The following is a 23388-nucleotide window of genomic DNA, read 5'->3' on the forward strand; positions in this document are numbered from 1 at the left end:
CAAGACATTGGGTTCTTTGAAGATTGAAAATATCCGCAAGTCCTTCGGCCATGTGGACGTGCTGAAAGGCATCGACCTCGAGGTCAAGGATGGAGAGTTCGTGATTTTTGTCGGACCGTCAGGTTGCGGCAAATCCACCTTGCTGCGGGTCATCGCGGGACTCGAGGATGCGACTTCAGGCGACATCCTGATCGATGGCAAGAAGGTGAACAACACGCCGCCTGCCAAGCGCGGCATTGCCATGGTGTTCCAGACCTACGCGCTTTACCCGCATCTCTCGGTTCGCGACAATATGGGTCTCGGTCTGAAACAGGCAGGCAAGCCGGCGCAAGAAATCAAGGAGCGCACCAGGATCGCCTCGTCCATGCTTTCGCTCGACGATTATCTTGAGCGCCGTCCGGCAGAACTGTCCGGTGGACAGCGCCAGCGTGTGGCCATCGGGCGCGCCATCGTTCGCGAACCGCAGCTGTTCCTGTTTGATGAACCGCTTTCGAACCTTGATGCCGCGTTGCGCGTCAATACGCGTCTGGAAATCGCCCGTCTGCACCGGCAGCTGAAGGCAACCATGATCTATGTCACGCATGATCAGGTTGAGGCGATGACCCTCGCCGACAAGATCGTCGTGCTGAACCAGGGACGGATCGAACAGGTTGGCTCGCCAATGGAGCTTTACAATTCGCCGCAGACGATCTTCGTTGCGGGGTTTATCGGCTCGCCGCAGATGAACCTGATCGACGCGGCCAAACTCGGTCAGACCGGTGCCAGGACCATTGGCATCCGCCCGGAACATATCCAGGTGAGCAAGACATCGGGTGAATGGAAGGGCTCGGTCATCCATGTCGAACATCTTGGAGCCGATACGATCATCTATCTCCAGACCGATTTCGGGCCGCTGACGGTCCGTCTTTTCGGCGAACACAATTATGATGTCGACGGCACGCTCTATGCCACTCCCGACTCCGGGCGGACTTACCGGTTCGACGATGACGGGCAGGTCATCAAGGCCTGACGATTCATGTCATGACATCATAAAGCGTTTGGGCCATAGTCCGGCGCGTCGCGGAATCAGTTCCGCGCCACCGGTATGGATAGGAACAGGACGACGACCATGAGCTGGACACCCAATTCCAAGCGCTACGACACGATGAAATACAATCGCTGCGGTAGGAGTGGCCTCCATCTCCCCGCCATATCCCTCGGGCTATGGCATAATTTCGGCCATGACACGCCGCATCGGGTCAAGCAGGCGATCTGCCGCCAGGCCTTCGATCTCGGAATCACTCACTTCGACCTTGCCAACAATTACGGTCCGCCACCCGGCTCCGCCGAAGAGGCGTTCGGTGAGATTTTGCGGAACGATTTCAAAGGTTATCGTGATGAGCTGATCATCTCTTCGAAGGCCGGATACAATATGTGGCCCGGGCCTTATGGTGAATGGGGCAGCCGCAAATATATGATCGCCAGCTGCGATCAGAGCCTGAAGCGGCTGGGTCTCGACTATGTCGACATTTTCTATTCGCACCGGTTTGATCCGGATACGCCGCTTGAAGAGACGATGATGGCGCTGGATCACATCGTCAGATCCGGCCGCGCGCAATATATCGGCCTTTCCTCTTATAATTCAAAGCGTACGCGCGAAGCTGAGGCCATACTCGAAGAGCTTGGTACGCCTTGCCTCATCCATCAGCCGAGCTATTCGATGATCAATCGCTGGATCGAGGAAGATGGGTTGGTCGATACGCTTGAGGAACTCGGCATCGGTTCGATCGTATTCTCGCCGCTGGCGCAGGGAATGCTGACCGACAAGTATTTGAAAGGTGTGCCGGAAGAGAGCCGGGCGGCGCAGGGCAAGTCGCTCAATCCCGATTTTCTGAATGAGCGCAACGTCGCCAATATTCGCTCGCTCAACGAGATTGCTGCCAGACGCGGACAGACGCTTGCCCAGATGGCGCTCGCCTGGGTGCTGCGCAAAGGCCGCATCACCACCGCGCTGATCGGAGCGAGCAAGCCGCAGCAGGTGGTTGATTGTGTCAAAGCGCTCGACAATCTCGCATTCACCGATGCCGAGCTGGCCGAGATCGATACCTATGCGAACGATGCGGACATCAACCTGTGGGCCGCTTCGGCGGAACGCAAGGGACCGGAGCGCAATCCGCCCAAGCGCGATTGATACAGACATCGGCAACGCCTGCGGCATTGTTGCCGCGGGCAGTCTCGTGCCAAAGCCAAGATTGGCAGCGCTCCGCTAATGTGCGAAATGTCTGCACCCAGAAATTGATACGGATTGGAATGCTTCGATGAAAATTGCGATGATCGGGACCGGGTATGTCGGTCTGGTGTCGGGCGTTTGTTTTGCGGAATTTGGCTTTCAAGTCACGTGTGTAGACAAGAACCCCGCCATTATCGAACGCCTGCAGGCGGGCGAAGTCACAATTTACGAGCCTGGCCTGGATGAACTTCTGGTGCGCAATGCGCGCGACGGCCGCCTGGTCTTCACAAACGATCTGGCAACAACTGTCGCTGATGCAGAAGTCATCTTCATCGCCGTCGGCACACCGTCGCGTCGCGGGGATGGCGAGGCCGATCTCCAGTATATCCACGCGGCCGCTGATGAAATCGCCGCCGCGATGAAGCCAGGCGCCGTCATTGTTATCAAATCAACCGTGGTTGTCGGCACCAATGCGGAAGTGCGTGCACGCATTGCCAAAGCACGTCCGGGCGTGCCGTTCTCCATGGTCTCCAATCCGGAGTTCCTGCGCGAAGGCTCGGCCGTCGAGGATTTTTTGCGGCCTGACCGCGTTGTGGTCGGTGTTCACGACGACGCGGGCGCTGCGGCGATGAAGCGGGTTTACCGCCCGCTTTATCTGCGCGAGACGCCGATGATCGTGACGACGCTCGAAAATGCCGAGATCATCAAATACGCCGCCAACGCCTTCCTGGCGATGAAGGTGACTTTCATCAACGAAGTGGCCGATCTGTGCGAGAAGGCCGGTGGCAACGTGCAGGACGTCGCGCGGGCGATCGGCATGGATAATCGCATCGGCTCGAAGTTCCTGCATGCGGGACCGGGTTTTGGCGGGTCATGTTTTCCGAAGGACACGCGCGCCTACGCCGCAACCGGCCGCAAGAAAAATGCGCCGCAGACCCTGATCGAGCAGGTCGTTACCGTCAATGAAAAGCGCAAGCGTTCCATGGCCGAACGGGTCATCGAAGCCGCCGAAACAAATGGCACGAAGGCTGTTGCCGTCCTCGGCATTGCCTTCAAACCCAATACCGATGACATTCGCGAGTCTCCCGCGCTTGATATCATTCCCCTGTTGCAAAAGGCTGGTCTGACTGTGCGCGCGCACGATCCTGAAGCCCGTAGCGCGGCCGAACCGGTCTTGCCGGGCGTGGTGTGGTGCAAGTCGGCATACGAGGCCGTCGACGGCGCAGGGATTACCGTCCTGCTCACTGAGTGGAATGCCTATCGGGCGCTCGATCTGAAACGGGTGGCTGATCTGATGAGCGGCAACACCCTGTTTGACCTGCGCAACGTCTATAGTGCACAGGACCTCGAAGGCACCGGCCTCGAATATCATTCGGTGGGAAGGCCGCTGGTGGGGAAGGGGTAATCAGACCACATTCAGCTCCGTTCGAACTCGAATGGAACGCGCCGCCATATTGCCTCCAGTTGCATTGACCTGACAGCCCTTGCCTCCCATTCACGCAAAATACAGGCAATTCTATCCCCGTCGTGATTTACCAGAGCCGGATAGAGGGCGGGGTTCTGCCAAGATAGCCATTCTGACATGCGCTCGTTTTCGTCAATGAGCATACGAGCGGTAGTGAAGTCGCCAGCAATAAGCCGGGCGGCGAATTCCAGAGGCGCCGATTCAAAAAGGGAGCTTCCGCGAAAATGTCCGCTGCTCATCTGAAAAAGGAGCTCACGTGTGGACGCAATCGATCGTAGCTGAGGCAAAAGAGTGTTCTCGATCAATTCCAGCATCTCCTCGATAGACTCCTCGCCAGTGTGGTAGAGGTGGCTGCCTTCGCCGTCAGTTGGTATTGCGTCCGATCTGTACAGACGCTTACCCCAGCGCCGATCGACATAGGACAGAGGTGAGGGTATAACGCCAATTGCCATCTGCGGCACGAAGGCGCGCGGATCAACGCTGGCATCGATGTTCACGATCCGCCATAAATATCCGATCGGGCCTATTAGTATTGATCTGTGAACTAAAATGAGATCGTCATGACGGTTCAGCAGTGGCTCCAAGGCCGTGGCAACTTCAGAAATAGTTGTCAAGGTAGCCTCGCTATGCCCGAGTTCGAGCGAATACCAAGTTCCAGGGGAAACGGCGTTGTTTCCCAAATCTTTGTCAGTTTGAGTCCATAGACAGTGATTCTCTCTCTTGCATGGAGCAGCCTTGCGAGTTCGCCTTCGTCCTCACCTCGAAGGGCAGGATGAAGGGACGGAGTTAGTCGATCCATGTTCGAACGAAGGATACTGTTTGACTCCCAAATACTAAGGGCCGAAGCAAAATCGCCGAGTGCTATTGCGAGAAAAAATCTGATTGGATCGCCAAAAACATAATTGCTTTGAAATTCGCGCTGGGACGCAAATGCAATGTAGCTTTCCAGCGTCTGCATGCTTCTCAGGTAAGGTAGCACTTCCTTCTCGATCAAGTCGAACATCGCTTCAATACTATGGGGATCGCTCACGCTTGGCGTCTCGCTTGCGGGGTCATTGAATCGGTCGCCGAACCCACCCAAGGGATAGTCGCCATAGCCGAAGAGTATGTAAATGTCGGTCGTTGGAAGGAACAGTTTCGGGTCCATCCTACGTTCAAGTCTCACGCCGCGGACAAAATGGTGGACGGGCTTGACGACTATCGTGCGGCCGATTAGCGCTAAATCGTCGTAGCGCTGAAGGAGCGGCTGTACTACATTACGTACATCTTTGATGGTGGTCATCTTGGATCACCACTCCTTGATGGCGCCGGGGCTCGGCTTGACCTGGATAACAAAGAACTGTCTTGTGTTCGGGAACGTTTTGGAGCTGGAATAGGCAAAGTTACCCATTCGTGTTGAATCAAGCGCCGTTTTCCCGGTCTTGAAATCATATATGCACGTCAGGTCGCTTCCAACGGATTCGTATACATCGAGCCCCAGAGATCCTCCCTCTTTTGTCCTGACTCCTTCCCGGTAGTAATCGCTTGTAGCTCCTTCGAGCGGGGCCATCAGATAAAGCTCTGCTTTGAGTGTCGGATCCCCTAAATCCGTCACTATATTTGCAGCTCGCAGGTGAAACTGGATCCCGTAGTTCTGCGGTGATCCGTAGGACGAAATGGGTCCCATCGTTGATGCAACGTTGTCCGCTATGGTTTGGATCTCCCAATACTTGGGACAAAACTTCCTAACCGTATCTTTATCCACCTCGCGTACACTCGCCCAGACCTTTGTATCGGTCTCTCCCTTGGTGAATTGCTTCGCGCGTAGCGAAAGCAGCGGGACGACATAAGGGTCATCCGCAGCTGCGATCGCGTTATATTGCTGCACGGCATCGGCAAGAGGATATTCGAGTTCCGGCGTTTTAAGAAACGAGAGGAGGCTCGTGACGGAGCGTATGACCGGATGACTTCTGACGATTGCCCTCAGCGGAATATTACGGTCGATCTCCCGCGCGATTTGCTCGGCTCGTCCTATCCATGAACCGGTCGCTGGCTTCGAGGCACTTTGAGCAAGAGTGGCCCCGGTTACAATCGGATCAATGCCACCACCTGCGTCAGTCCATTGGCCTCCGTCGGAATTGCCGGCTGGCACGCGTGGCTGGTTGGGATCATATTTGTAACAAAGGTCCAGTTCATCCCAGACCTCGAGTTGCATGTACAGGAGATCCTGCTTGTGCTTGAGCAACTGATACCATTCATCGTAACGGGGGCTCGGACCGTGGCGCGTTGGCGTTCTTAGCCGAGTATCATTTGCCTTTATCTGGCGGATCAGGTCGTTATATGCGGGATGCTCTTTGATCGATCGATGCATGAATAAGGTCCTTTAAAAGGACTATAATCCTATTCATCCTCGCGGCCGTCAATTCGACAATAGTCGCAAACGGTCCACTACCGGCTCAGCCGAAGACCAGAGACTGGTGGACGCCAAACCCCGCCATCGCGCCTGCGGCGGAGGCCAGAGTAGCATTGGCCATGGGGCTGGCCGCATCGCCTGCCGCAAAGACCCCTGCAACCGTCGTTTCTTTCCGGGCGTCAACGCGAATGTAAGGTCCGAGCGGTCCATCATCGAAGGTGCAGCCGAGTTGCTCCGCCAGCGCGCTCGCCATTTGGGTCTTCGGTGCGGTGAAGAGGGCTGCAACGGGTACGATCCTGTCATCGCTGAGCCTGACAGCTTCAAGCGCGGGCGCTTTGCCGAGGAGCTCCACAATGGGTGTCCGCTCGATCCGGGCGCCGCGGGCCGTCAGGCTTGCAACTTGCTCGCCGTCCGGCTCGAATGCCCCTTGCGTGAAGTAGGTAGTCGGACCCCAGTCAGGTAAAAGCATGCCCTGATGCGGCGAGGAAGGATGATTGGCAACGACGCCGACAGCCTGGTTGCCGACCTCGTAGCCATGGCAATAGGGACAATGCAAAATTGTCACCCCCCAGCGTTCCTGCAGGCCCGGAATTCGTGGCAATTCATCCCGCACGCCCGTGGCCAGAACGAGTCGTAAGGCAGACTCTTCCCCTCCGCCGGCGAGTGAAACTGAAAAGCCACCTTCACCTGCGCTGGCGGCCAGGGCTTCTTGGCTGGTGAAAGCTACAGTAGGATAGAGGGCGAGTTGCCGCTTGCCCTCATCGATGATCTCACGCGGCGGCTCGCCATCCTGGCCAAGAAAGCCGTGCGACGTTCTTGCGAAGCGATTACGCGGATGGCCCGCGTCGATAACAAGCACTTTGCGGCGAGCGCGAGCAAGTTGCATGGCTGCTGACAAACCGGCAAAGCTGCCACCGACAACGATCAGATCATACGGCATAGTTCTTCCTTTTTCCTGCAGGCGGGTGGATAACGTCAGATTTAGAACAACATAAGTTACATGAAACTTAGGAGTCAATAGCATGTAACTAATCTTGTTACGGAATAGGAATTGGTGTGCTATAGCGCCCTATCAGGAGCGGAAAAACATGAGACACGACAGCCGACTATCGCGCATGCTGCATGTCCTGATCCATATGGATCGGCACAACGGGTCAGCGACTTCGGAAAAGATCGCGCAAATGCTGAACACGAATCCGGTTGTTGTGCGCCGAACAATGGCGGGGCTGCGGGAAGATGGCTACGTTCGTTCCGAGAAGGGACATGGCGGGGGCTGGACACTTGCCCGGCCGCTCGAAGAGATATCACTGCTCAACATCCACCGGGCTCTTGGAAGCCCGGAGGTGTTCGCAATCGGGCTGGCGATCGACCATCCCGATTGCCTCGTGGAGCAATCAGTCAATGCTGCCTTGCGGGACGCCTTCACGGAAGCCGAGGCATTCCTCGTCTCGCGTTTCGCCAGCGTGACGATTGCCGACATTGCCCGCGACTTCGACGACCGTTACAGCAGGTGCGATCAACCTCAAGGCCCCGCCGCCTGCAATTAGGCCGGCGGCCACGGCCAGGCCGTAACCTTAATAGTCGATCACACCATCGAGTGCGTAGTGCTTTACCGTCTTGCGGTTGGCAATCAATTCCTCGACCGTCGGCGATCCTGTCATGGCGCGAGAAATGGCCAGTTTCGTTGCTTCATAGTTGGTACGGTAAAGATCCTTGTGGTCGAGATTTTCGTCGTCGGCACAACGCGGATCGAGCCAGACCGTGATGATCATGCAAATTTCGTCAGCCTGATCCCTGGGGAGAATATCCTCGATAAGACAGTCGACGATCGCATCGCCCATGGCCGCCTGTACGACACCGCCGAGCAATTCAGCATAGGCCATGTTCTTGATGGTGACTTTGGTAGTCATCATTGTCGCCGGCCGTACCGCCTGGTTGAGGTCGCGCACCACGAACATGCGTGTATGACCCTTGACCTGACCCATCATCGACGCGAACGCTTGTCCTACCGGGCCCCTGACCGACCCGATCACTACCTCCGGCATGGCGTCTGTGACCTGACCTTCTGCTGCCAAAACAGTCGCTTCACCCGTACGAAACCAAATGTCAGTCATTTCTTCTCCCTTTCGATTGCGGTTCGAACCTATTGGCAAGGATCACACCAGTCCAGTTGACGAAAAGCCGCTCATCCCGGCATCTGGAGGGCATAAAGCTTGCCATCTGAATCGACCATTTGGTCCGGCTTATTTCACTGCCTTGTATAGTGTAATGGTCATTCTGCGGCCTTTGCTGTAGTTGACGCCAGATACTGTTGCGACCGCCGCAACCGATCTCTCGCCCTGGGGCAAATTGCTGATAAACGCGTCGTGTTCGCGATCGTCGACAGCTGAAATCGCGCATGCCGGGTCGCGCAAGAGGTGCTGTGCCGCGCCCTGACCATCGGTGAGGAGGGTTTTGGTTCCAGCCAGGAAGACCAGGCTTGGCTCGGTATACCTCGCCGAAGCCAGCACGCTGTTGCTGCACGGTTTCGCAGCATTGAAGGCATTGGCGATGGCTGGGCTGAGCCATATCGGGGTCAAGGCCGGAATGACCCCCCAAGTGAGCAGTCCAAGGGTAATTATCGCAAAAGTTGCAGCAGCTTGCAGCGCACCCTTGAGGTTCTGATTCAGGATGAGCCCGCTGGCGAAGATGCCTGCCGCAAGCGCGGTGAAGAAAACAATGACGCCCGGGAACGAGAACGAACCGGTCATGACATAGGGGAGGACAAGGCCCGCTCCCATAAGTGCGAGCGTCGCGGCGGCGAGCCCCAGCAGCGTCAGGCGTTCCAGCCAGATTTGCCAGCGGCCGCGATAGGGCTGCATGGCAATACCGGTGTCGACGGCCCATGCCATCATCAGCAGAACGGCTGGATAAGCCGGCAGGATGTAGTGCGGCAGCTTGGTGGGTACGAGTTCCGTCACCAGCCAGAATGGGATATACCAGGCCATCAGGAAGGCAAGGCGCGGATCTTCGCGCAACCGGCTCAATGCCTGCAATCCGCCGCGAATGGCAAGCACGCCAAACGGCCAGATGAAGAAGACGAAGATCAATGCGAAATAGCCTGGCGGGGCGCCATGGCTTTCCTGTGCATCGCCGACTTTCGACAGGAAGTCCTTGTTGACGGATTCGTTGAAGAATGCGCCGCCGCTCTTGAGAGTTATCAGGATGAGCCACGGCAGCACGATTGCCAGCAGGATGAGAACGCCGCTTAACGGCTTCAGCCGTTTCAGCCAGCGCCACTCACGATAAAAAAGGCTGAGAGTGCCCATCGTGAGGAGGCTTATGAACGGTGTGATGGGGCCTTTGATCAGCACGCCGATTGCGGTCGCTACCCAGAAAATGAGGGCCGGGGTCCACCGCTCCGCCGCCTGCACACGGCTTGCCATCCAGATCCAGGCCAGTGCTCCCTGTGCGAATACGACGGTCGCCAGCACCGTGGCATCGGTCTTTGCCACCCGCGCTTCAAAGCCGAGCATGACGATGGCGGCCAGCGCAATCCCAGCGAGCAAACCTGCGCTTTGGCCGAAGAAGAATGCGCCGAGCGCCGCGGTTCCAATCACTGCGAGTGTCGCTCCGGCCACCGAGACCAGCCGGTACGTCCAGACCGGTGTGTTGTCACCGTACCCCGTCAACTTGAGAGCGGCGCTCTGCAGCCAATAGATGCCGATCGGCTTCTTGTAGCGCGAGGCGTCCTGAAAGCGGATATCGACGTAGTCGCCACTCTCGGCCATCTGGTGGGTGGCCTGGATATAGCGGGATTCATCACGGTCCAGCGGCGGTATCGAAGCGATACCGGGAACGAAGGACACGAGGCAGATAAAGATCAATAGCAGGTAATGGCTGGCGCGCAGCCGCCTGGCACTGCCCGGAGCAGGATCGGCGTGGGTCATGGCAGTCCCCTTGCTCACGTGTCCTGTGTCATCGCCTTCTTCTCATTGGCGATGAGCCAGAGATTGCGGATGTAGACGATGAGGCCAAGACCCTGCCCGGCGATGAACACCGGATCCTTGCGGACAATGGCATAGATGAACAGCAGCGCACCGCCGAACAGCGAAAAGAACCAGAATGTCACCGGCACTACACTGCGCTTGGCTCGTTCCGAGGCAAGCCACTGCAGCACAAAGCGCATGGTGAAACAGGCCTGCGCAAAAAAGCCGAGCACGACCCAGGCGTCAAACTGCGCGATGAATACCGAATGCAGCCAATTGGTGATAGCGTCAGCCATGGCTGATCTCCGTAATCGTTGGAACGGTCTTGCGGCGCTTTCTCAGCCACCAGACACCGTATAGATCGAGAATGCCGCGCAGCCCGCGGTCAAGAATGCCGTAGTTGGACTTACCATGGCGGCGCTCGCGATCGACAACATCCACATGCACCACACCGTAACCCTCGCGAATGACGAGAGCCGGCAGATAGCGATGCCAGCCATCGAAAAACGGCAGCTCGCGGAACAGGTGGGTGTGCAATGCCTTGAGGCCGCAGCCGCTATCGCGGGTATTATCCTTGAGGATTGCACCGCGCAGCTTGTTGGCATATTTCGACGAAACCTGCTTCAGTTTGGTGTCGGTCCGCTTCAGACGCTGACCCGCGGCGATGCCGATTGCCGGTCCGGCCTGGAGCAAGGCATCAGCAAGTTGCGGCAGGTAAGCGGGATTGTTCTGGCCGTCGCCATCCATGGTGACCACAACCTTGCCCTTGGCGGCAAACACGCCGGAACGCACGGCCGCGCTCTGGCCAGCGGATTTGTCGTGGCGAACATGGCGCAACGGCTTGCCTGATTTGATCCTCTCACCGAGTGCCTCGCCAGTCGCGTCGGTCGAGCCATCATCCACCACAATAACTTCGTAGCTGCGGCCATCCATGGCTGCATCCACTTCATCGAGGAGAAAGGCTAGGTTGGCGGCCTCGTTGCGGCACGGAATGACGATTGTGATTGCCGGATTGCTCAAGTCAGACGCTTTCGTATTGTCTCATCAGGCGCGCTCCATAACATTGAAACTGCCGCCTTGCTATCCTCATTTGTGTTACGAAGCCGTAATGCCCGCCCTGCCGATCAGCGCTTGTTACGGATTTCGGTGAGTGTCTTGGCCGGTGTGATCGCCTCGGGGTCAAGACGGATCTCGATGATCGCGGGCCTGCCGCTTTGCACCGCCCGCTGCCACGCTCCCGCGAACTCCTCAGTGGCCTCTACCGTCTCGCCGTGCCCGCCATAGGCGCGGGCCAGCATGGCGAAATCCGGGTTGGTGAGATCCGTTGCCGAAACCCGGCCCGGATATTCCCGCTCCTGGTGCATGCGGATCGTGCCATATATATTGTTGTTGATCACAAGGACGATGATCGGCAGGCTATATTTGACTGCCGTGGCAAAGTCCTGACCGTTCATAAGGAAACAGCCGTCGCCGGCAAAGCAGACGACGGTGCGTTCCGGATAGAGCTGTTTCGCAGCGACGGCAGCGGGAAGCCCGTATCCCATAGAGCCGGACGTGGGAGCGGCCTGCGTCGCGAAGCGGCGGAAGCGATGGAAACGGTGCAGCCAGGTGGCATAATTGCCCGCGCCATTTGTCATGATTGCATCTTCGGGCAGCACACTCTCGAGATAGGACATGATCGGTCCCATTGCCACCTTGCCGGGACCTGTCTGCGGCGGCGTCGACCAGGTGAGATAGGATTTGTGCGCAGTCTCCGCTTCGCCGGGCCAGTTGATGTGGGATGGCGGCGCAAGATGCTCGACCGCTTCGGCAAAGGCATCGGGTGCCGCGTTGATGGCCAGGCCCGCACGATAGACCCGTCCGAGCTCATCCGCGTCGGGATGGACATGGATAAGGGTTTGCCGGGGGTAGGGAATGTCCATCAGCGTATAGCCGGAGGAGGGCATTTCGCCGAAACGCCCTCCAACCAGCAACAGCACATCCGCCTCCTTCACGCGGGTGGCGAGGGCCGGATTGATGCCGATGCCGACATCGCCGGCATAATTCGCGTGCAGATGGTCGAACAGCATCTGGCGACGAAAGGAACAGCCGACGGGCAGATGCCATTTCTCGGAAAAGCGTGTGATCGAATGGACCGCGCGTTCATTCCAGCGCGAGCCGCCGAGGATCATGAAGGGCTGTTTCGCGCCCTGCAGCAGATCGGCAAGCTTTTCAATGCTGGCGGGTGAGGGGCCAGTCTCGACCGGTTGCCAGCCTTGCGCGTCGACCGCGTTGACGGCGTCGGTGAGCATATCCTCTGGCAAGGCCAGCACAACGGGTCCCGGGCGGCCCGAGGTCGCGACTGAGAATGCGCGCGTTACGAACTCCGGTATGCGCCGCGCATCGTCGATCTCCGCCACCCATTTGGCGGTGTCCGCGAAGAAACGGCGGTACTCCACCTCCTGAAATGCCTCGCGTTCACGCGCCTCGCGCTGCACTTGTCCAATGAACAGGATCAGCGGCGTAGAATCCTGTTTGGCGATGTGGATGCCGGGCGACGCATTGGTCGCGCCGGGACCGCGTGTAACGAAACAAATGCCCGGTTTGCCCGTCAGCTTGCCCCAGGCTTCTGCCATCATCGTGGCGCCACCCTCTGCGCGGCAGACCGTTACGCCGATGTTTGCATCATAGAGCGCGTCCAGTACGGCCAGATAGCTTTCCCCGGGGACGCAGAACAATCGTTCCGCGCCATTGGCCGCCAAGGCTTCAACGATCAGTTCACCGCCCGTTTTCATTGTCTGCATCCTTCAATTCGTTCAATATTTCGGCGCTGTGCTCGCCAAGGCGCGGCGACGGCCTGTCATAACTAAGGGGGGTCTTCGACATGACGATCGGCGTGCGCACGGAAGGTATGGCATTGCCATGGGCGTCGTCGAGATCAAGCCGCAATTGACGGGAAACGATTTGAGGATCGTCGAACATTTCGCCGATCTGGTTGATCGGGCCGGCCGGAACGGCATTTTTGGCGCACGCTTCCAGCAGCTGGGCGCGGGTGTGCTTTCTTGTTTCGACTCTGATCAGAGCGGTCAGTTCGGAACGGTTTTCCAGCCGTGCCCGATTGGTCAGGAAACGCGGATCGCTGGCAAGACTGTCGAGACCGGCTATGGCGCAGAACCGCGCGAACTGGCCGTCATTGCCAACGGCAAGGATCATGTGGCCGTCGGATGTGGGCACGACCTCATAAGGTGAGATATTGGGATGCGCATTGCCCATGCGGTGCGGACTCTTGCCCGTGGCCAAATAGTTCATCGCCTGGTTGGCCATCACCGCGGACTGCACGTCGAACAGCGCCATGTCGATCATCTGGCCCTCACCGGTACTGGCCACGTGCGCCAGCGCCGCCTGAATGGCAATGACGGAGTAAAGCCCCGTGAAGACGTCGGCGACGGCAAGGCCAACCTTCTGTGGTTCACGGTCGGGTTCTCCGGTCACCGACATCAGTCCCGACATGCCTTGGATGATGAAGTCATAGCCTGCCTGCGCAGCGTAGGGACCGGTCTGCCCGAAGCCGGTGATGGAGCAATAGACGAGACGGGGATTGTCAGCGCTCAACGAGGCATAGTCGAGGCCGTATTTCTTCAGGCCCCCGACCTTGAAATTCTCCAAAACCACATCCGCCGTCCGGCAAAGCGCCCTGACGGTTTCCTGGCCCTCTGGTGACGTAAAGTCGATTATGATGGAACGCTTGCCGCGATTGCATGAGTGGAAATAGGCGGCCGAGAGGTTTTCACCCTCGCTGCTGGTAATGAAGGGAGGCCCCCAGCCGCGCGTTTCATCGCCGCCCGAGGGATTTTCCACCTTGATAACATCGGCACCGAGATCGGCGAGGATTTGTCCCGCCCACGGACCAGCAAGAACGCGGGCGAGTTCGATTACACGAATACCTTTAAGGGGGGCATTGGACATTTTGGTCAGGCACTCTTTAGACTGATTGTTCGCTGCGCAAGCGTGTGAGCAGCCCATTCGGCGAAATCCTGCATGATCACTTCCCTATTGATTTCATTGAGGCCTTCATGCCGCGTATCCTCGTAGATCGTGGTGGTGACATGAGTGAAGCCAAGCTTGCGCATCCTGGTTTCAAGGTCCCTGACCGCCTTGCCCTTCGCCGTTGCCGGATCTTCCGCACCACCAACGAGATTAAAGGGCAGGTCGCGCGGAACCTTCGCCAGTAACGAATCGTCGGCACCCGCAAATATGAAGTCGAAAATATCGCCCCACATGCTCACGGTGGGGTTCCAGCCCGAAAGGGGATCGGCAAGATAGGTGTCCACTTCATCGGGGTCGCGTGACAGCCAGTCGGATGCAGTACGCGCATTCTTGATACCGCGTCCCCAGTCCTGAAACGTGAGTTTCGGGAGAATCATGCTTGGAACGTCTGAGCCAAGGAACATGCGTTCCGCGCGCAGGATTCCCTGTGCTAAACGACCGAGAAAGCCTGCGGAGAAATTGGCGTTCCAGATGGCCGCTGCGGCCACCTTGTCCGGGTGCCCCAAAACGTAATTCAGCGCGATAAGCCCGCCCATCGAATGGCCGAACACGATAAGCGGCAGTCCGGGATGACGGCTGCGAGCAAGATTGTTGATCGCATCCACGTCGTCCAGCACATGATTGAGTCCATCAGCCGGAGCAAAGCGCCCGGCCGGAGCGCCCGCGGCCCTGGTCAATCCATGACCGCGATGATCATGGGCATAAACGTGGAAACCCTGTCCATTCAGGAACTGCGCAAAACGCTTGTAGCGCAGCGAATGCTCGCTGACGCCGTGATTGATGTGGACGATTGTGCGGGCTGGCCCAGCCGCTGGTGAAAAACGCAAAGCGAGCGCTGCGCCTGCGGCTGTCTTTACCAGTTCTACGTCGTCAAATGGCATCCGGTGCCTCCCGTTGCAATTGAAAGGGTGACGCACGATTAGTCAATGCGGAAAAAATTCGGTTTGAATCCGCCTAAATTGTTCTGGCTCTGCACAATAAATAATCATGTAGCCATCAATGCAATTTTATTTTGCAAAACCTCTTGCAAACGGCAAAAACATGCCGCAGAACTTCATTCCGAAAGAGATTGGATGCTGGTGCTCCTACCCCAATTGCCACAACTGTGTACGCGTGACGCGAGCGTTTGATGCAGAGGATGTAGCAAGGGAACTGACCGCGTGTATCCAGACCTTGCCAGTTACATGGCCGTTCAAGGGAGAAGAGGACGCTCCCCCAATGCGGCACCAGAGGGGAAACCGGGTGACGGAAATATCCGCGCCCGGTTTCGCTCGTTTTGGGGGCCAAGTGCCAGAAATCGCAAGAGAGGGATCGTTTCGCGATGATCTCGCCGTGGTTGAAAAGCACCTTCCTCTTCGTCATCCTCGGGCTTGACCCCAGGACCCACGGCCGAGAAGGACTGAGATATCACGGCACGCAACGCATTCCAGCAAAGTGAAATTCCCAATGGCCGTTTGCGTTGACGGTTTCGTTCCCTGGATCGCGTCGGGATGGTGGATAAATTCTCGCCCTTTGCTTGGGTCCTCGGGTCAAGCCGGAGAGGGAGCCACCCTGCGATTATTGGAGAAGAAGGTGCCTGTCGACCCTTGCACGATCTCACCGCGCGCAAAATAATGCTGCCAACTTATCCAACACCTGCAAACCTCGTTTATCCTAACCCCGTCCTTTCCATGGGGAGCTGCTTCCGGAGCCGTTCGAAAGTGGGGGAGGACGGCGTGTCGATGTGCGGGCAACGGACCCGGGCAGCGGCCGACCTGTTCGTCTTCGGAGGTCAATCTGCCTGACACACAGATATTGCCTGCGTTGTTGATGCCGACGCCAATTGTGCGGACACTGCACCGACGGCGACGATGGGCCCGGACTCCAGGCGCTCATCCACTCGCCCCGCGGAACAGGCAGAAGCCGGCCGGCAGGGGGAAACGTCAGCGGGCGGTCTTCGGATCGCATATACCTTCTACCAAGACGCGCTTCGGCGACCGCCCGTCTTCCCTAACCACTCAATGGCCAGACTCAGAGAATGAGGGCGTGGCGGGGGGAGCGCTCACCGTGCGGAATGTCCGAAATAACCAGCTATGCATTGCCACCTGCGCCCCTTTCGCCTACATACGGCGCAAATTTATGTCCCTAAAATCCCGAACATCGGAGTGACGCGCGTTATGGCACGCCAATTCATTTATCATATGGCCGGCCTGAACAAGGCATACGGAACCAAGAAGGTTCTTGAAAATATTCACCTTTCCTTCTACCCCGACGCCAAGATCGGTATCCTCGGGCCGAACGGTGCCGGTAAGTCGACGATCCTCAAGATCATGGCTGGCATGGACAAGGAATATACCGGTGAGGCCTGGCTCGCCGATGGTGCGACCGTTGGTTACCTCGCGCAGGAGCCTGTTCTCGATCCGACCAAGGACGTGATGGGCAACGTCATGGATGGAGTTGCCGACAAGAAGGCAATCCTCGACCGCTACAATGAACTGATGATGAATTATTCCGACGAAACCGCCGATGAAGGCGCCAAGTTGCAGGATATCATCGACCACAAGAACCTGTGGGATCTGGAATCCCAGGTCGAAATGGCGATGGAAGCGCTTCGCTGTCCTCCAGGTGACAGCGAAGTGACCAATCTCTCCGGTGGTGAGCGCCGCCGTGTGGCGCTGTGCCGTCTGTTGCTGTCGCAGCCCGATCTTTTGCTTCTCGATGAGCCGACCAACCACCTTGATGCGGAAACCACAGCGTGGCTGGAAAAGCACCTGCGCGAATATCCGGGCTCTGTCCTCCTGATCACGCACGATCGATACTTCCTCGACAATGTGACGGGCTGGATTCTCGAGCTCGATCGCGGCCGCGGCATTCCATATGAAGGCAACTATTCAGCCTATCTCGGCGCCAAGGCCAAGCGCATGCTGCAGGAGGGCCGCGAGGATGACTCGCGCCAGAAGGCACTTGAACGCGAGCGCGAGTGGATTTCCGCCAGCCCCAAGGCCCGCCAGGCAAAGTCGAAGGCGCGCATCAAGGCCTATGACGCGCTGGTCGATGCCGCTAACGATCAGCGTCCGGGCGATGCTCAGATACTCATTCCGGCGGGCGAGCGCCTTGGTCAGGTCGTGATCGAGGCAGAGAACCTTACCAAATCCTTTGGCGATCGCGTTCTTATCGAAAACCTCACCTTCAAACTGCCCCCCGGCGGCATTGTCGGCATTATCGGCCCTAACGGTGCCGGTAAGACTACCCTGTTCAAGATGATCACCGGTCAGGAAAAGCCTGATTCCGGCTCCATTCGCGTCGGTGACACGGTGCATCTCGGCTATGTCGACCAGAGCCGGGATCATCTGAAGGCTGACAAGAACGTCTGGGAAGAAATTTCCGGCGGCAATGAAATCATCAAGCTCGGCAAGCACGAAATGAATTCGCGTGCCTATGTCTCGGCGTTCAACTTCAAGGGCGGCGACCAGCAGCAGAAGGTCGGCAACCTCTCGGGCGGTCAGCGCAATCGCGTGCATCTCGCCAAAATGTTGCAGGCCGGCGGCAATGTTCTGCTGCTCGACGAACCGACTAACGATCTCGACACCGAAACATTGGCGGCGCTTGAAGATGCCTTGGAAAAATATGCGGGCTGCGCCGTGATCATCAGCCACGATCGCATGTTCCTCGACCGTCTGGCGACGCACATCCTCGCATTCGAAGGCGACAGTCACGTCGAGTGGTTCGAAGGCAATTTCGAAGACTACGAGAATGACAAGATCCGCCGCCTCGGACCGGACAGCGTCAATCCAAAGCGTCCGACATACAAGCCTTTGACGCGCTGATCTTCCTGGGAGGGTGGAAACGCCCTCCCATCATCATTTTTGACGGATCCATCAGTCATATTTGCTGGTTTTCGCGGTCGATTTTTTTAAAGTACGGCGAGTTTCACGGAGCGCGCAATGACCGACCTGTTTGCAACAAAGACCGGGATTCTACCCTCCCGCAAGATCGGTGGACGGGTTAGCGGCCTGTTCGAGGCGCTTGCAGGAGATTTCGTCACGACGCCGGCAAGCTCGCTCGAACTGACTTTTGACGGGATTGTAGGCGATTACCACGCCGGTGCCACCCGTAAGTCCGGCGGGCGTGAACCCTGGTATCCGCGCGGCACGGAGATGCGTAATGAACGCCAGCTTTCCATTCTCGCATCGGATGAGTTGAGGGAAGTCGCCAACGGCATGGGGTTGGCGGAACTCAGGCCGGAATGGATCGGTGGCAATATGGTTATCGACGGTGTTCCATCGCTGTCGATGCTGCCACCACGCACCCTGCTGTTCTTCGAAGGCGGCGTGACCCTGAGGGTTGACGGTCAAAATGCGCCTTGCAAGGTGGCTGGGCGCTCCATCGGCGAGCATGCCGCTACGGCGGACCATACCACCACGGCGCTGGATTTTGTCCGGGTGTCGCGGCGTTTGCGAGGGATCGTGGCCTGGGTGGAGAAGCCCGGCACCGTTCGCGCTGGCGAAAAGGTCGATGTGCGTGTGCCCGAGCAATGGATTTATCAGCCCTGAGGCTTGCGCCAGAGAGTTTTCTGTGGCGAATGGTTTGAAGGTCCGGTGCCTGCCGATTGAACAGATCGCGGGAGAATCGGGAAGCCGGTGAAAGTCCGGCACGTGCCCAACGCTGTAAAGGGGATGGGCCGCGCAAATGCCACGGATGTGTCCGGAAGGCGCGCGGTTCAGATGAACCTCAGTCAGAAGACCGGCCGGACCTTATAGCCCAAACCGCGCGGACGGCGGGAAGGGTTTTCAAGCGTTGTTGGGAGCAAACAATGCACGACATATCCTGTGGTCCAGTCACCGCGGCCGGCTTTTCCGATGAGGAGCGCGCCGCGGTCTACAAAGCCATCTATACCCGCCGCGATGTGCGCGACCAATTTCTGTCGCGGCCGATCCATGACGAAGTGCTGACGCGGCTCTTGGATGCCGCTCACCATGCGCCGTCGGTCGGCTTCATGCAGCCGTGGAACTTCATCGTCATTCGAGACGAAGCGCGAAAAGCGGAGGTGCACCGTGCCTTCACCCGCGCCAATGAGGAAGCGAAAGCGCTGTTCGCCGATGAACGGCAGGCGCTCTACGCGTCGTTGAAGCTCGAAGGCATCCTGAAAGCGCCGATCAATCTTTGCATCACCTGCGACCGGACGCGCGGTGGCAAGGTAGTGCTTGGCCGCACGCATAACCGGCAGATGGACATTTACAGCACCGTCTGCGCCGTACAGAACCTCTGGCTTGCGGCTCGTGCTGAAGGCATCGGTATCGGCTGGGTCAGCATCTATCACGATCGGGACCTCCGTAACATTCTAGGCATTCCAGACCATGTTGAGATCGTTGCCTATCTGTGCATGGGCTACGCCGATGAGCTTTATGATGCGCCGGAACTGGAAAAACGCGGGTGGCGGCGAAGGGTGCCGCTGGAAGACCTGATTTTCGACGAAGAATGGCAGGGGGAACCCACTATCAACTCGGGTCTTCTTCGTCCGGATCCAGCAAGCGGGTCGCGCGCCACTCGGTCAGCTTCCGATTGATCGCATCAAGTACGAAGTAGCGGGCAGAATCCTTGTCATAGCCCTCGTCACGCAAGGCGTCATAATCCGTGTGCTGGTGGCGGACATGGGCCACCGCCGCCAGCCATACAGCGATTGGCGGTGGCAGCGTCCTCATATGCGGCGCGCCTGCCGCAGCGCGTATCGGCTCTGAATCCGAATAGGGAACAGCCGGGAGAAGCAGCGTCAGCGCCTTGTTGATGGCGCGCTGGCGATTTGTTCCTGTGCTCATGCGTCTTCCTTTGCGGCGATTCTCGCGGCTATTTCAGACGCGGCAAATTTTGTCGTCAATGGCAAAAACTAACTTGCCAAAACCTTATTTCTCACATAAACATATCTTTATGTCTTTTGAGGTGAATGATGGACAAGCGTAATCTCAATCTTGATCTGATGGTCGATACGCTGAAAGCAGCGGCGGAGCCAAGCCGGCTGCGGATCCTGGCGCTGTTGTCGCGGGGCGATCTGACCGTTTCGGACCTCACTTCCATTCTCGGCCAATCGCAGCCGCGCGTTTCGCGCCACCTCAAGCTGCTGTTTGAAGCAAGCCTGATCAATCGGTATCAGGAAGGTTCGTGGGCCTATTTCCGTCTGGCAGATTCCCTTATCGTCGGCGATATAGCCCGTTCGCTGCTGGATCGCCTTGATTACGCTGATCCTCTGCTGGAACGCGACCTTGAGCGCCTCTCCTCGGTGAAATTGCAGCGTCGCGAGCGGGCTGCCGCTTACTTCAGCGCCAATGCGACAAGCTGGGATGTGATCCGCTCTTTGCATGTACCAGATGGCGCCGTGGAAGACGCTCTTTTGAAGATTGTCGGCCGCAAGCCATTCCAGGCCATGCTTGATGTCGGCACGGGCACAGGACGCCTGCTCGAGCTGTTCTCGCCGCTTTATGTGCGCGGCGTCGGTATCGACATCAATCGCGACATGCTGACCATTGCCCGCTCCAATCTGGACAAGGATGGCATTACCAATGCGCAAGTGCGCCATGGCGACGTTTATTCACTGCCGGTTGATCGTGAATCCTTCGATTTAGTGACCATTCACCAGGTCCTCCATTTCCTTGATAATCCGGCCGAAGCAATTCGCGAGGCGGCACGTGCACTGCGCGCAGGAGGGCGAATGTTGATTGTCGATTTCGCCCCGCACGAACTTGAGTTTCTGCGCGACAGCCATGCGCATGTGCGTCTGGGCTTCAGCGATACGCATATGCGTGACTGGCTTACCGAAGCCGGTCTGATGCTCGAGGAAAGTCTGGAACTTGAGCCGAAAGACAAAGACAAACTGACTGTCAAATTGTGGCTGGCACGCGACCCGCGCTTGCTGATTGCCGATCCCGCTTTAACCTCCCGCGTCACGGAGAGCGTATAATGAGTTTTTTCCGCCAGTCCCGCCGTCCCGATCTCGGAACCAATATCCGGGTTTCCTTTGAATTTTTTCCGCCCAAGACCGAGGTCATGGAAGAGCGGCTTTGGGAAACAGTGACGCGCCTTGCGCCACTCACCCCGGAATTCGTCTCGGTAACTTACGGCGCGGGTGGCTCAACGCGTGAACGCACTGCCCGCACGATCAAACGCATATTGACGGAAACCGACGTCAATGCCGCAGCACACCTCACTTGTGTCGATGCGACGAAGGAAGAAGTGGATACGGTCGTGCGCGAGTTTGCCGCCATGGGCGTGAAACGTTTTGTCGCGCTGCGCGGGGATCCCGCAAACGGTGTCGGTGCCAATTACAAGCCAACGCCCGGTGGGTATGAAAATGGTGCCGATCTGGTCGCTGGTCTGAAGGCTTTCGCCGATTTTGACATCTCCGTTTCCGCCTATCCGGAAAAGCACCCTGAGAGCCCGGACTTTGCCACTGACATCGATATGTTGAAGCGAAAAGTAGATAATGGCGCCACGCGGGCGATTACGCAGTTCTTCTTCGAGAACGATCTCTATGAGCGGTACGTCGAGAAAGTACGTCGCGCCGGCATCTATATTCCCATTCTCCCGGGAATCCTTCCGATCCACAATTTTACGCAAGTGACGAATTTCTGCTCGCGGGCGGGCACGCATATTCCAGGCTGGCTTACGGAACGATTTGACGGGCTGGAAAACGATCCGCAGACCCACCAGCTGGTTGCTTCGGCCGTTGCCGCCGAACAGGTGCTCGACCTGGTTGAGCGGGGCGTGCAGGATTTCCATTTCTACACGATGAACCGCGCCGATCTTGCTTTTGCAATCTGCCATCTGATCGGCATACGTCCAGGGAGCGGCGCGTTAGAGGGCGCCTTGGCTGGGGCCGCCGCTTGAGGTGAGGGATAAAACGGGAAGCGGCCCGGTTGCTATAACCGGGCCGTTCCATTTTGTTTCACTTTACTAACGGTCAGAGACCATCTCCGTCGCGCTCTTGTTTGACCTTAGGGTATCAGTCCTACGACCATTGCACCAATAAATGCGAACGCTGCACAGATCATAAGGACATTCATCGATCGAGTTAGTCCCATCGTTTGTCTCCTGCAGTTAACCGATTTAACATAGCGCAAATTTGCCACAGAAAAAGCCTAATTATTGCGAACTCGTGACAATGCGTGTAGAATTTTTTTGCCTAGGAACCATAAGTTTTTGAAATAAAACAGATTTATAGTAGCAAAAAAATTCTAAATTCACGATAAAATGTTCCAGAAACGGGTATATTTTTGCACTGCACAAGAATCTGCCATGGCTGCGGAATTTACCATATTTTGCCGCAATCCTGCCAGGATTAAGCCACGCATTTTGAGCTGTGCGATAAGAGGTTTATTGAAAACTTTAGGCTTTTTGCTGTTTTTGCCAAGCAGTCTGAAGCCGTCCATCGATAATCAGCAGACCTGATGCGATCAGCGCCATGCCAAGGAAATCGTGAGCCGCGAGACGCTCTCCGAGAAAAATTGTTCCAAGCAATATCGCGCTGACCGGGACGATCAATGTCACGAGCGACGCATTTGTGGCGCCTGCCGCCCGCACAATAGAGAAATACAGAATGTAGGCGAAGGCGGTTGAGAGAAGGCCGAGGCCGAGAATGGCCAGCCAGACGCCGGTGTCTATTCTTGCCACATCGGGAACGCCATCATACGCAAGCACGACGGGGAATCATGATTAGCGTCGAAGCGGTCATTTGCCCGGTCGACGTGATTGTTGGTGGCACCCCCTTGAAGCGCTTGGCGAGAATGCCAGCAAATGCATAGGAGAGGGTTGCCCCAATTACAGCTATCTCCGCCCAAAGTGGTCCGCCCAAGCCGGTCAGAACGCCGGGTCCTATCATGACAACAAGTCCGAATATGCCCAGAAGAATCCCCGCCAGTTTGTTCACCGTGACCTTTTCGTCCACCGTCAAGACCGCAGCGACGACGACCGTCCAGATTGGTGTGGTGGCATTGAGGATGGATTCGACACCGGCGCCGAGCACCGTCTGGCCAATGAAGAGCAGCGAGAAGGGGATGACGTTCATGAGCAGTCCCAACCCGGCAAATTCAAGCGCATGCTGTTTGTAGTCCCAAAATCGGACGCCGCGGCTGAGCAGGTAGAGGTGCAGCGCCAATGCCGCTACCAATACGCGAAACAGAACGAGGGTCAGCGGCGGAACGACCTGGACCGCGACACGCGCAAAGAAGAAGGATCCACCCCAGATGGCGCCAAGCAAAAGCAATTGCAGCCAGGCAAAACCGGTCATGGCGAGGGGATTCGATGTCGTCGTTTCGGCCGTAGACACAATCACAATCCTTTAGGAAAAAAATGCGGCTCA

21 protein-coding genes, 1 pseudogene and 1 riboswitch are annotated in these 23388 nt (G+C 57.3%); of the genes and pseudogenes, 9 read left to right on the plus strand and 13 right to left on the minus strand.

Annotation, left to right across the window (positions count from 1 at the left end):
* The first annotated feature begins 7 nt into the window (after window positions 1-7).
* From CU103_RS04135 to CU103_RS04145, 3 genes are all read left to right on the plus strand, one after another.
* Window positions 8-1009, plus strand: a complete 1002-nt coding sequence (locus CU103_RS04135) for an ABC transporter ATP-binding protein (protein ID WP_106662685.1) — start codon at window positions 8-10, stop codon at window positions 1007-1009.
* Between the two features lie 99 nt (window positions 1010-1108).
* Window positions 1109-2170 (plus strand): L-glyceraldehyde 3-phosphate reductase, encoded by a 1062-nt coding sequence (gene mgrA, locus CU103_RS04140; protein ID WP_106662686.1) that lies wholly within the window; start codon window positions 1109-1111, stop codon window positions 2168-2170.
* A gap of 127 nt (window positions 2171-2297) precedes the next feature.
* Complete coding sequence (locus tag CU103_RS04145) at window positions 2298-3614, plus strand: UDP-glucose dehydrogenase family protein (protein WP_106662687.1); 1317 nt, start codon at window positions 2298-2300, stop codon at window positions 3612-3614.
* 11 nt (window positions 3615-3625) lie between these two features.
* Here the strand turns inward: CU103_RS04145 and CU103_RS04150 are convergent, their stop codons facing one another.
* The 4 genes from CU103_RS04150 to CU103_RS04165 all read right to left on the minus strand — a co-directional run bounded on the left by CU103_RS04150 (window position 3626) and on the right by CU103_RS04165 (window position 7006).
* Window positions 3626-4288: a hypothetical protein gene (locus CU103_RS04150; protein ID WP_106662688.1), complete on the minus strand. Its 663-nt coding sequence runs from the start codon at window positions 4286-4288 to the stop codon at window positions 3626-3628.
* Window positions 4285-4956 carry a hypothetical protein gene (locus CU103_RS04155; protein WP_106662689.1) on the minus strand — a complete coding sequence of 224 codons (672 nt, stop codon included), beginning with the start codon at window positions 4954-4956 and terminating at the stop codon, window positions 4285-4287. The genes CU103_RS04150 and CU103_RS04155 overlap by 4 nt, the downstream gene beginning before the upstream one ends.
* 6 nt (window positions 4957-4962) lie before the next feature.
* Window positions 4963-6024: a hypothetical protein gene (locus tag CU103_RS04160; protein WP_106662690.1), complete on the minus strand. Its 1062-nt coding sequence runs from the start codon at window positions 6022-6024 to the stop codon at window positions 4963-4965.
* Between the two features lie 85 nt (window positions 6025-6109).
* On the minus strand, window positions 6110-7006 hold the full coding sequence (locus CU103_RS04165; RefSeq protein WP_106662691.1) for an NAD(P)/FAD-dependent oxidoreductase: 897 nt from the start codon (window positions 7004-7006) through the stop codon (window positions 6110-6112).
* A 148-nt stretch (window positions 7007-7154) separates the two neighbouring features.
* On the opposite strand from CU103_RS04165, the gene CU103_RS04170 reads away from it, so the two are divergent.
* Window positions 7155-7613, plus strand: a complete 459-nt coding sequence (locus CU103_RS04170) for an Rrf2 family transcriptional regulator (RefSeq protein WP_106662692.1) — start codon at window positions 7155-7157, stop codon at window positions 7611-7613.
* 27 nt (window positions 7614-7640) lie between these two features.
* On the opposite strand, the gene fae is transcribed toward CU103_RS04170, so the two are convergent.
* From fae to CU103_RS04205, 7 genes are all read right to left on the minus strand, one after another.
* Window positions 7641-8180, minus strand: coding sequence for a formaldehyde-activating enzyme (gene fae, locus CU103_RS04175; RefSeq protein WP_106662693.1), 540 nt, complete (start codon window positions 8178-8180; stop codon window positions 7641-7643).
* A gap of 129 nt (window positions 8181-8309) precedes the next feature.
* On the minus strand, window positions 8310-9995 hold the full coding sequence (locus CU103_RS04180; protein WP_106663288.1) for an ArnT family glycosyltransferase: 1686 nt from the start codon (window positions 9993-9995) through the stop codon (window positions 8310-8312).
* Window positions 9996-10009: 14 nt separating this feature from the next.
* Window positions 10010-10330 carry a lipid-A-disaccharide synthase N-terminal domain-containing protein gene (locus CU103_RS04185; RefSeq protein WP_106662694.1) on the minus strand — a complete coding sequence of 107 codons (321 nt, stop codon included), beginning with the start codon at window positions 10328-10330 and terminating at the stop codon, window positions 10010-10012.
* Window positions 10323-11054 carry a glycosyltransferase family 2 protein gene (locus CU103_RS04190; protein ID WP_106662695.1) on the minus strand — a complete coding sequence of 244 codons (732 nt, stop codon included), beginning with the start codon at window positions 11052-11054 and terminating at the stop codon, window positions 10323-10325. Before CU103_RS04190 ends, CU103_RS04185 begins: the two co-directional genes overlap by 8 nt.
* Before the next feature lie 104 nt (window positions 11055-11158).
* Entirely contained in the window at window positions 11159-12808 is a 1650-nt protein-coding gene (locus tag CU103_RS04195) for a thiamine pyrophosphate-binding protein (protein WP_106662696.1), read from the minus strand.
* Entirely contained in the window at window positions 12792-13979 is a 1188-nt protein-coding gene (locus CU103_RS04200) for a CaiB/BaiF CoA transferase family protein (protein ID WP_106662697.1), read from the minus strand. The genes CU103_RS04195 and CU103_RS04200 overlap by 17 nt, the downstream gene beginning before the upstream one ends.
* A gap of 5 nt (window positions 13980-13984) precedes the next feature.
* On the minus strand, window positions 13985-14941 hold the full coding sequence (locus CU103_RS04205; protein WP_106662698.1) for an alpha/beta fold hydrolase: 957 nt from the start codon (window positions 14939-14941) through the stop codon (window positions 13985-13987).
* A gap of 1275 nt (window positions 14942-16216) precedes the next feature.
* Here CU103_RS04205 and ettA point away from each other — a divergent pair.
* The 3 genes from ettA (at window position 16217) to bluB (ending at window position 19605) form a co-directional block, all read left to right on the plus strand.
* Window positions 16217-17866: an energy-dependent translational throttle protein EttA gene (ettA, locus tag CU103_RS04210; protein ID WP_106662699.1), complete on the plus strand. Its 1650-nt coding sequence runs from the start codon at window positions 16217-16219 to the stop codon at window positions 17864-17866.
* Between the two features lie 117 nt (window positions 17867-17983).
* Window positions 17984-18592 (plus strand): MOSC domain-containing protein, encoded by a 609-nt coding sequence (locus tag CU103_RS04215; protein WP_106662700.1) that lies wholly within the window; start codon window positions 17984-17986, stop codon window positions 18590-18592.
* A 26-nt stretch (window positions 18593-18618) separates the two neighbouring features.
* A riboswitch (cobalamin riboswitch) is annotated at window positions 18619-18805 on the plus strand.
* 47 nt (window positions 18806-18852) lie between these two features.
* Window positions 18853-19605, plus strand: coding sequence for a 5,6-dimethylbenzimidazole synthase (gene bluB, locus CU103_RS04220; protein WP_106662701.1), 753 nt, complete (start codon window positions 18853-18855; stop codon window positions 19603-19605).
* Here the strand turns inward: bluB and CU103_RS04225 are convergent.
* Window positions 19538-19855 carry a DUF2293 domain-containing protein gene (locus tag CU103_RS04225; protein ID WP_106662702.1) on the minus strand — a complete coding sequence of 106 codons (318 nt, stop codon included), beginning with the start codon at window positions 19853-19855 and terminating at the stop codon, window positions 19538-19540. The genes bluB and CU103_RS04225 overlap by 68 nt on opposite strands.
* A 128-nt stretch (window positions 19856-19983) precedes the next feature.
* Here CU103_RS04225 and CU103_RS04230 point away from each other — a divergent pair, with 128 nt between their 5' ends.
* Both CU103_RS04230 and metF read left to right on the plus strand, forming a co-directional pair.
* Window positions 19984-20991 carry an ArsR/SmtB family transcription factor gene (locus CU103_RS04230; RefSeq protein ID WP_106662703.1) on the plus strand — a complete coding sequence of 336 codons (1008 nt, stop codon included), beginning with the start codon at window positions 19984-19986 and terminating at the stop codon, window positions 20989-20991.
* A complete protein-coding gene (gene metF, locus CU103_RS04235) occupies window positions 20991-21917 on the plus strand; it encodes a methylenetetrahydrofolate reductase [NAD(P)H] (RefSeq protein ID WP_106662704.1) in 927 nt (308 codons plus the stop codon). Before CU103_RS04230 ends, metF begins: the two co-directional genes overlap by 1 nt.
* 498 nt (window positions 21918-22415) lie before the next feature.
* On the opposite strand, the pseudogene CU103_RS04240 reads toward metF, so the two are convergent.
* Window positions 22416-23316: pseudogene (locus CU103_RS04240) on the minus strand (DMT family transporter).
* Window positions 23317-23388: the final 72 nt, after the last annotated feature.

This window comes from Phyllobacterium sophorae (assembly GCF_003010965.1).
Lineage (GTDB): Bacteria > Pseudomonadota > Alphaproteobacteria > Rhizobiales > Rhizobiaceae > Phyllobacterium > Phyllobacterium sophorae.

Bases quoted from the DNA above. Each gene is read 5' to 3' on its own strand.
- mgrA (WP_106662686.1), top strand. From the start codon at position 1,109: ATGAGCTGGACACCCAATTCCAAGCGCTACGACACGATGAAATACAAT.
- CU103_RS04145 (WP_106662687.1), top strand. From the start codon at position 2,298: ATGAAAATTGCGATGATCGGGACCGGGTATGTCGGTCTGGTGTCGGGC.
- CU103_RS04155 (WP_106662689.1), bottom strand. From the start codon at position 4,956: ATGACCACCATCAAAGATGTACGTAATGTAGTACAGCCGCTCCTTCAG.
- CU103_RS04160 (WP_106662690.1), bottom strand. From the start codon at position 6,024: ATGCATCGATCGATCAAAGAGCATCCCGCATATAACGACCTGATCCGC.
- CU103_RS04165 (WP_106662691.1), bottom strand. From the start codon at position 7,006: ATGCCGTATGATCTGATCGTTGTCGGTGGCAGCTTTGCCGGTTTGTCA.
- CU103_RS04170 (WP_106662692.1), top strand. From the start codon at position 7,155: ATGAGACACGACAGCCGACTATCGCGCATGCTGCATGTCCTGATCCAT.
- fae (WP_106662693.1), bottom strand. From the start codon at position 8,180: ATGACTGACATTTGGTTTCGTACGGGTGAAGCGACTGTTTTGGCAGCA.
- CU103_RS04180 (WP_106663288.1), bottom strand. From the start codon at position 9,995: ATGACCCACGCCGATCCTGCTCCGGGCAGTGCCAGGCGGCTGCGCGCC.
- CU103_RS04185 (WP_106662694.1), bottom strand. From the start codon at position 10,330: ATGGCTGACGCTATCACCAATTGGCTGCATTCGGTATTCATCGCGCAG.
- CU103_RS04195 (WP_106662696.1), bottom strand. From the start codon at position 12,808: ATGAAAACGGGCGGTGAACTGATCGTTGAAGCCTTGGCGGCCAATGGC.
- CU103_RS04200 (WP_106662697.1), bottom strand. From the start codon at position 13,979: ATGTCCAATGCCCCCCTTAAAGGTATTCGTGTAATCGAACTCGCCCGC.
- CU103_RS04205 (WP_106662698.1), bottom strand. From the start codon at position 14,941: ATGCCATTTGACGACGTAGAACTGGTAAAGACAGCCGCAGGCGCAGCG.
- ettA (WP_106662699.1), top strand. From the start codon at position 16,217: ATGGCACGCCAATTCATTTATCATATGGCCGGCCTGAACAAGGCATAC.
- CU103_RS04215 (WP_106662700.1), top strand. From the start codon at position 17,984: ATGACCGACCTGTTTGCAACAAAGACCGGGATTCTACCCTCCCGCAAG.
- bluB (WP_106662701.1), top strand. From the start codon at position 18,853: ATGCACGACATATCCTGTGGTCCAGTCACCGCGGCCGGCTTTTCCGAT.
- CU103_RS04225 (WP_106662702.1), bottom strand. From the start codon at position 19,855: ATGAGCACAGGAACAAATCGCCAGCGCGCCATCAACAAGGCGCTGACG.
- CU103_RS04230 (WP_106662703.1), top strand. From the start codon at position 19,984: ATGGACAAGCGTAATCTCAATCTTGATCTGATGGTCGATACGCTGAAA.
- metF (WP_106662704.1), top strand. From the start codon at position 20,991: ATGAGTTTTTTCCGCCAGTCCCGCCGTCCCGATCTCGGAACCAATATC.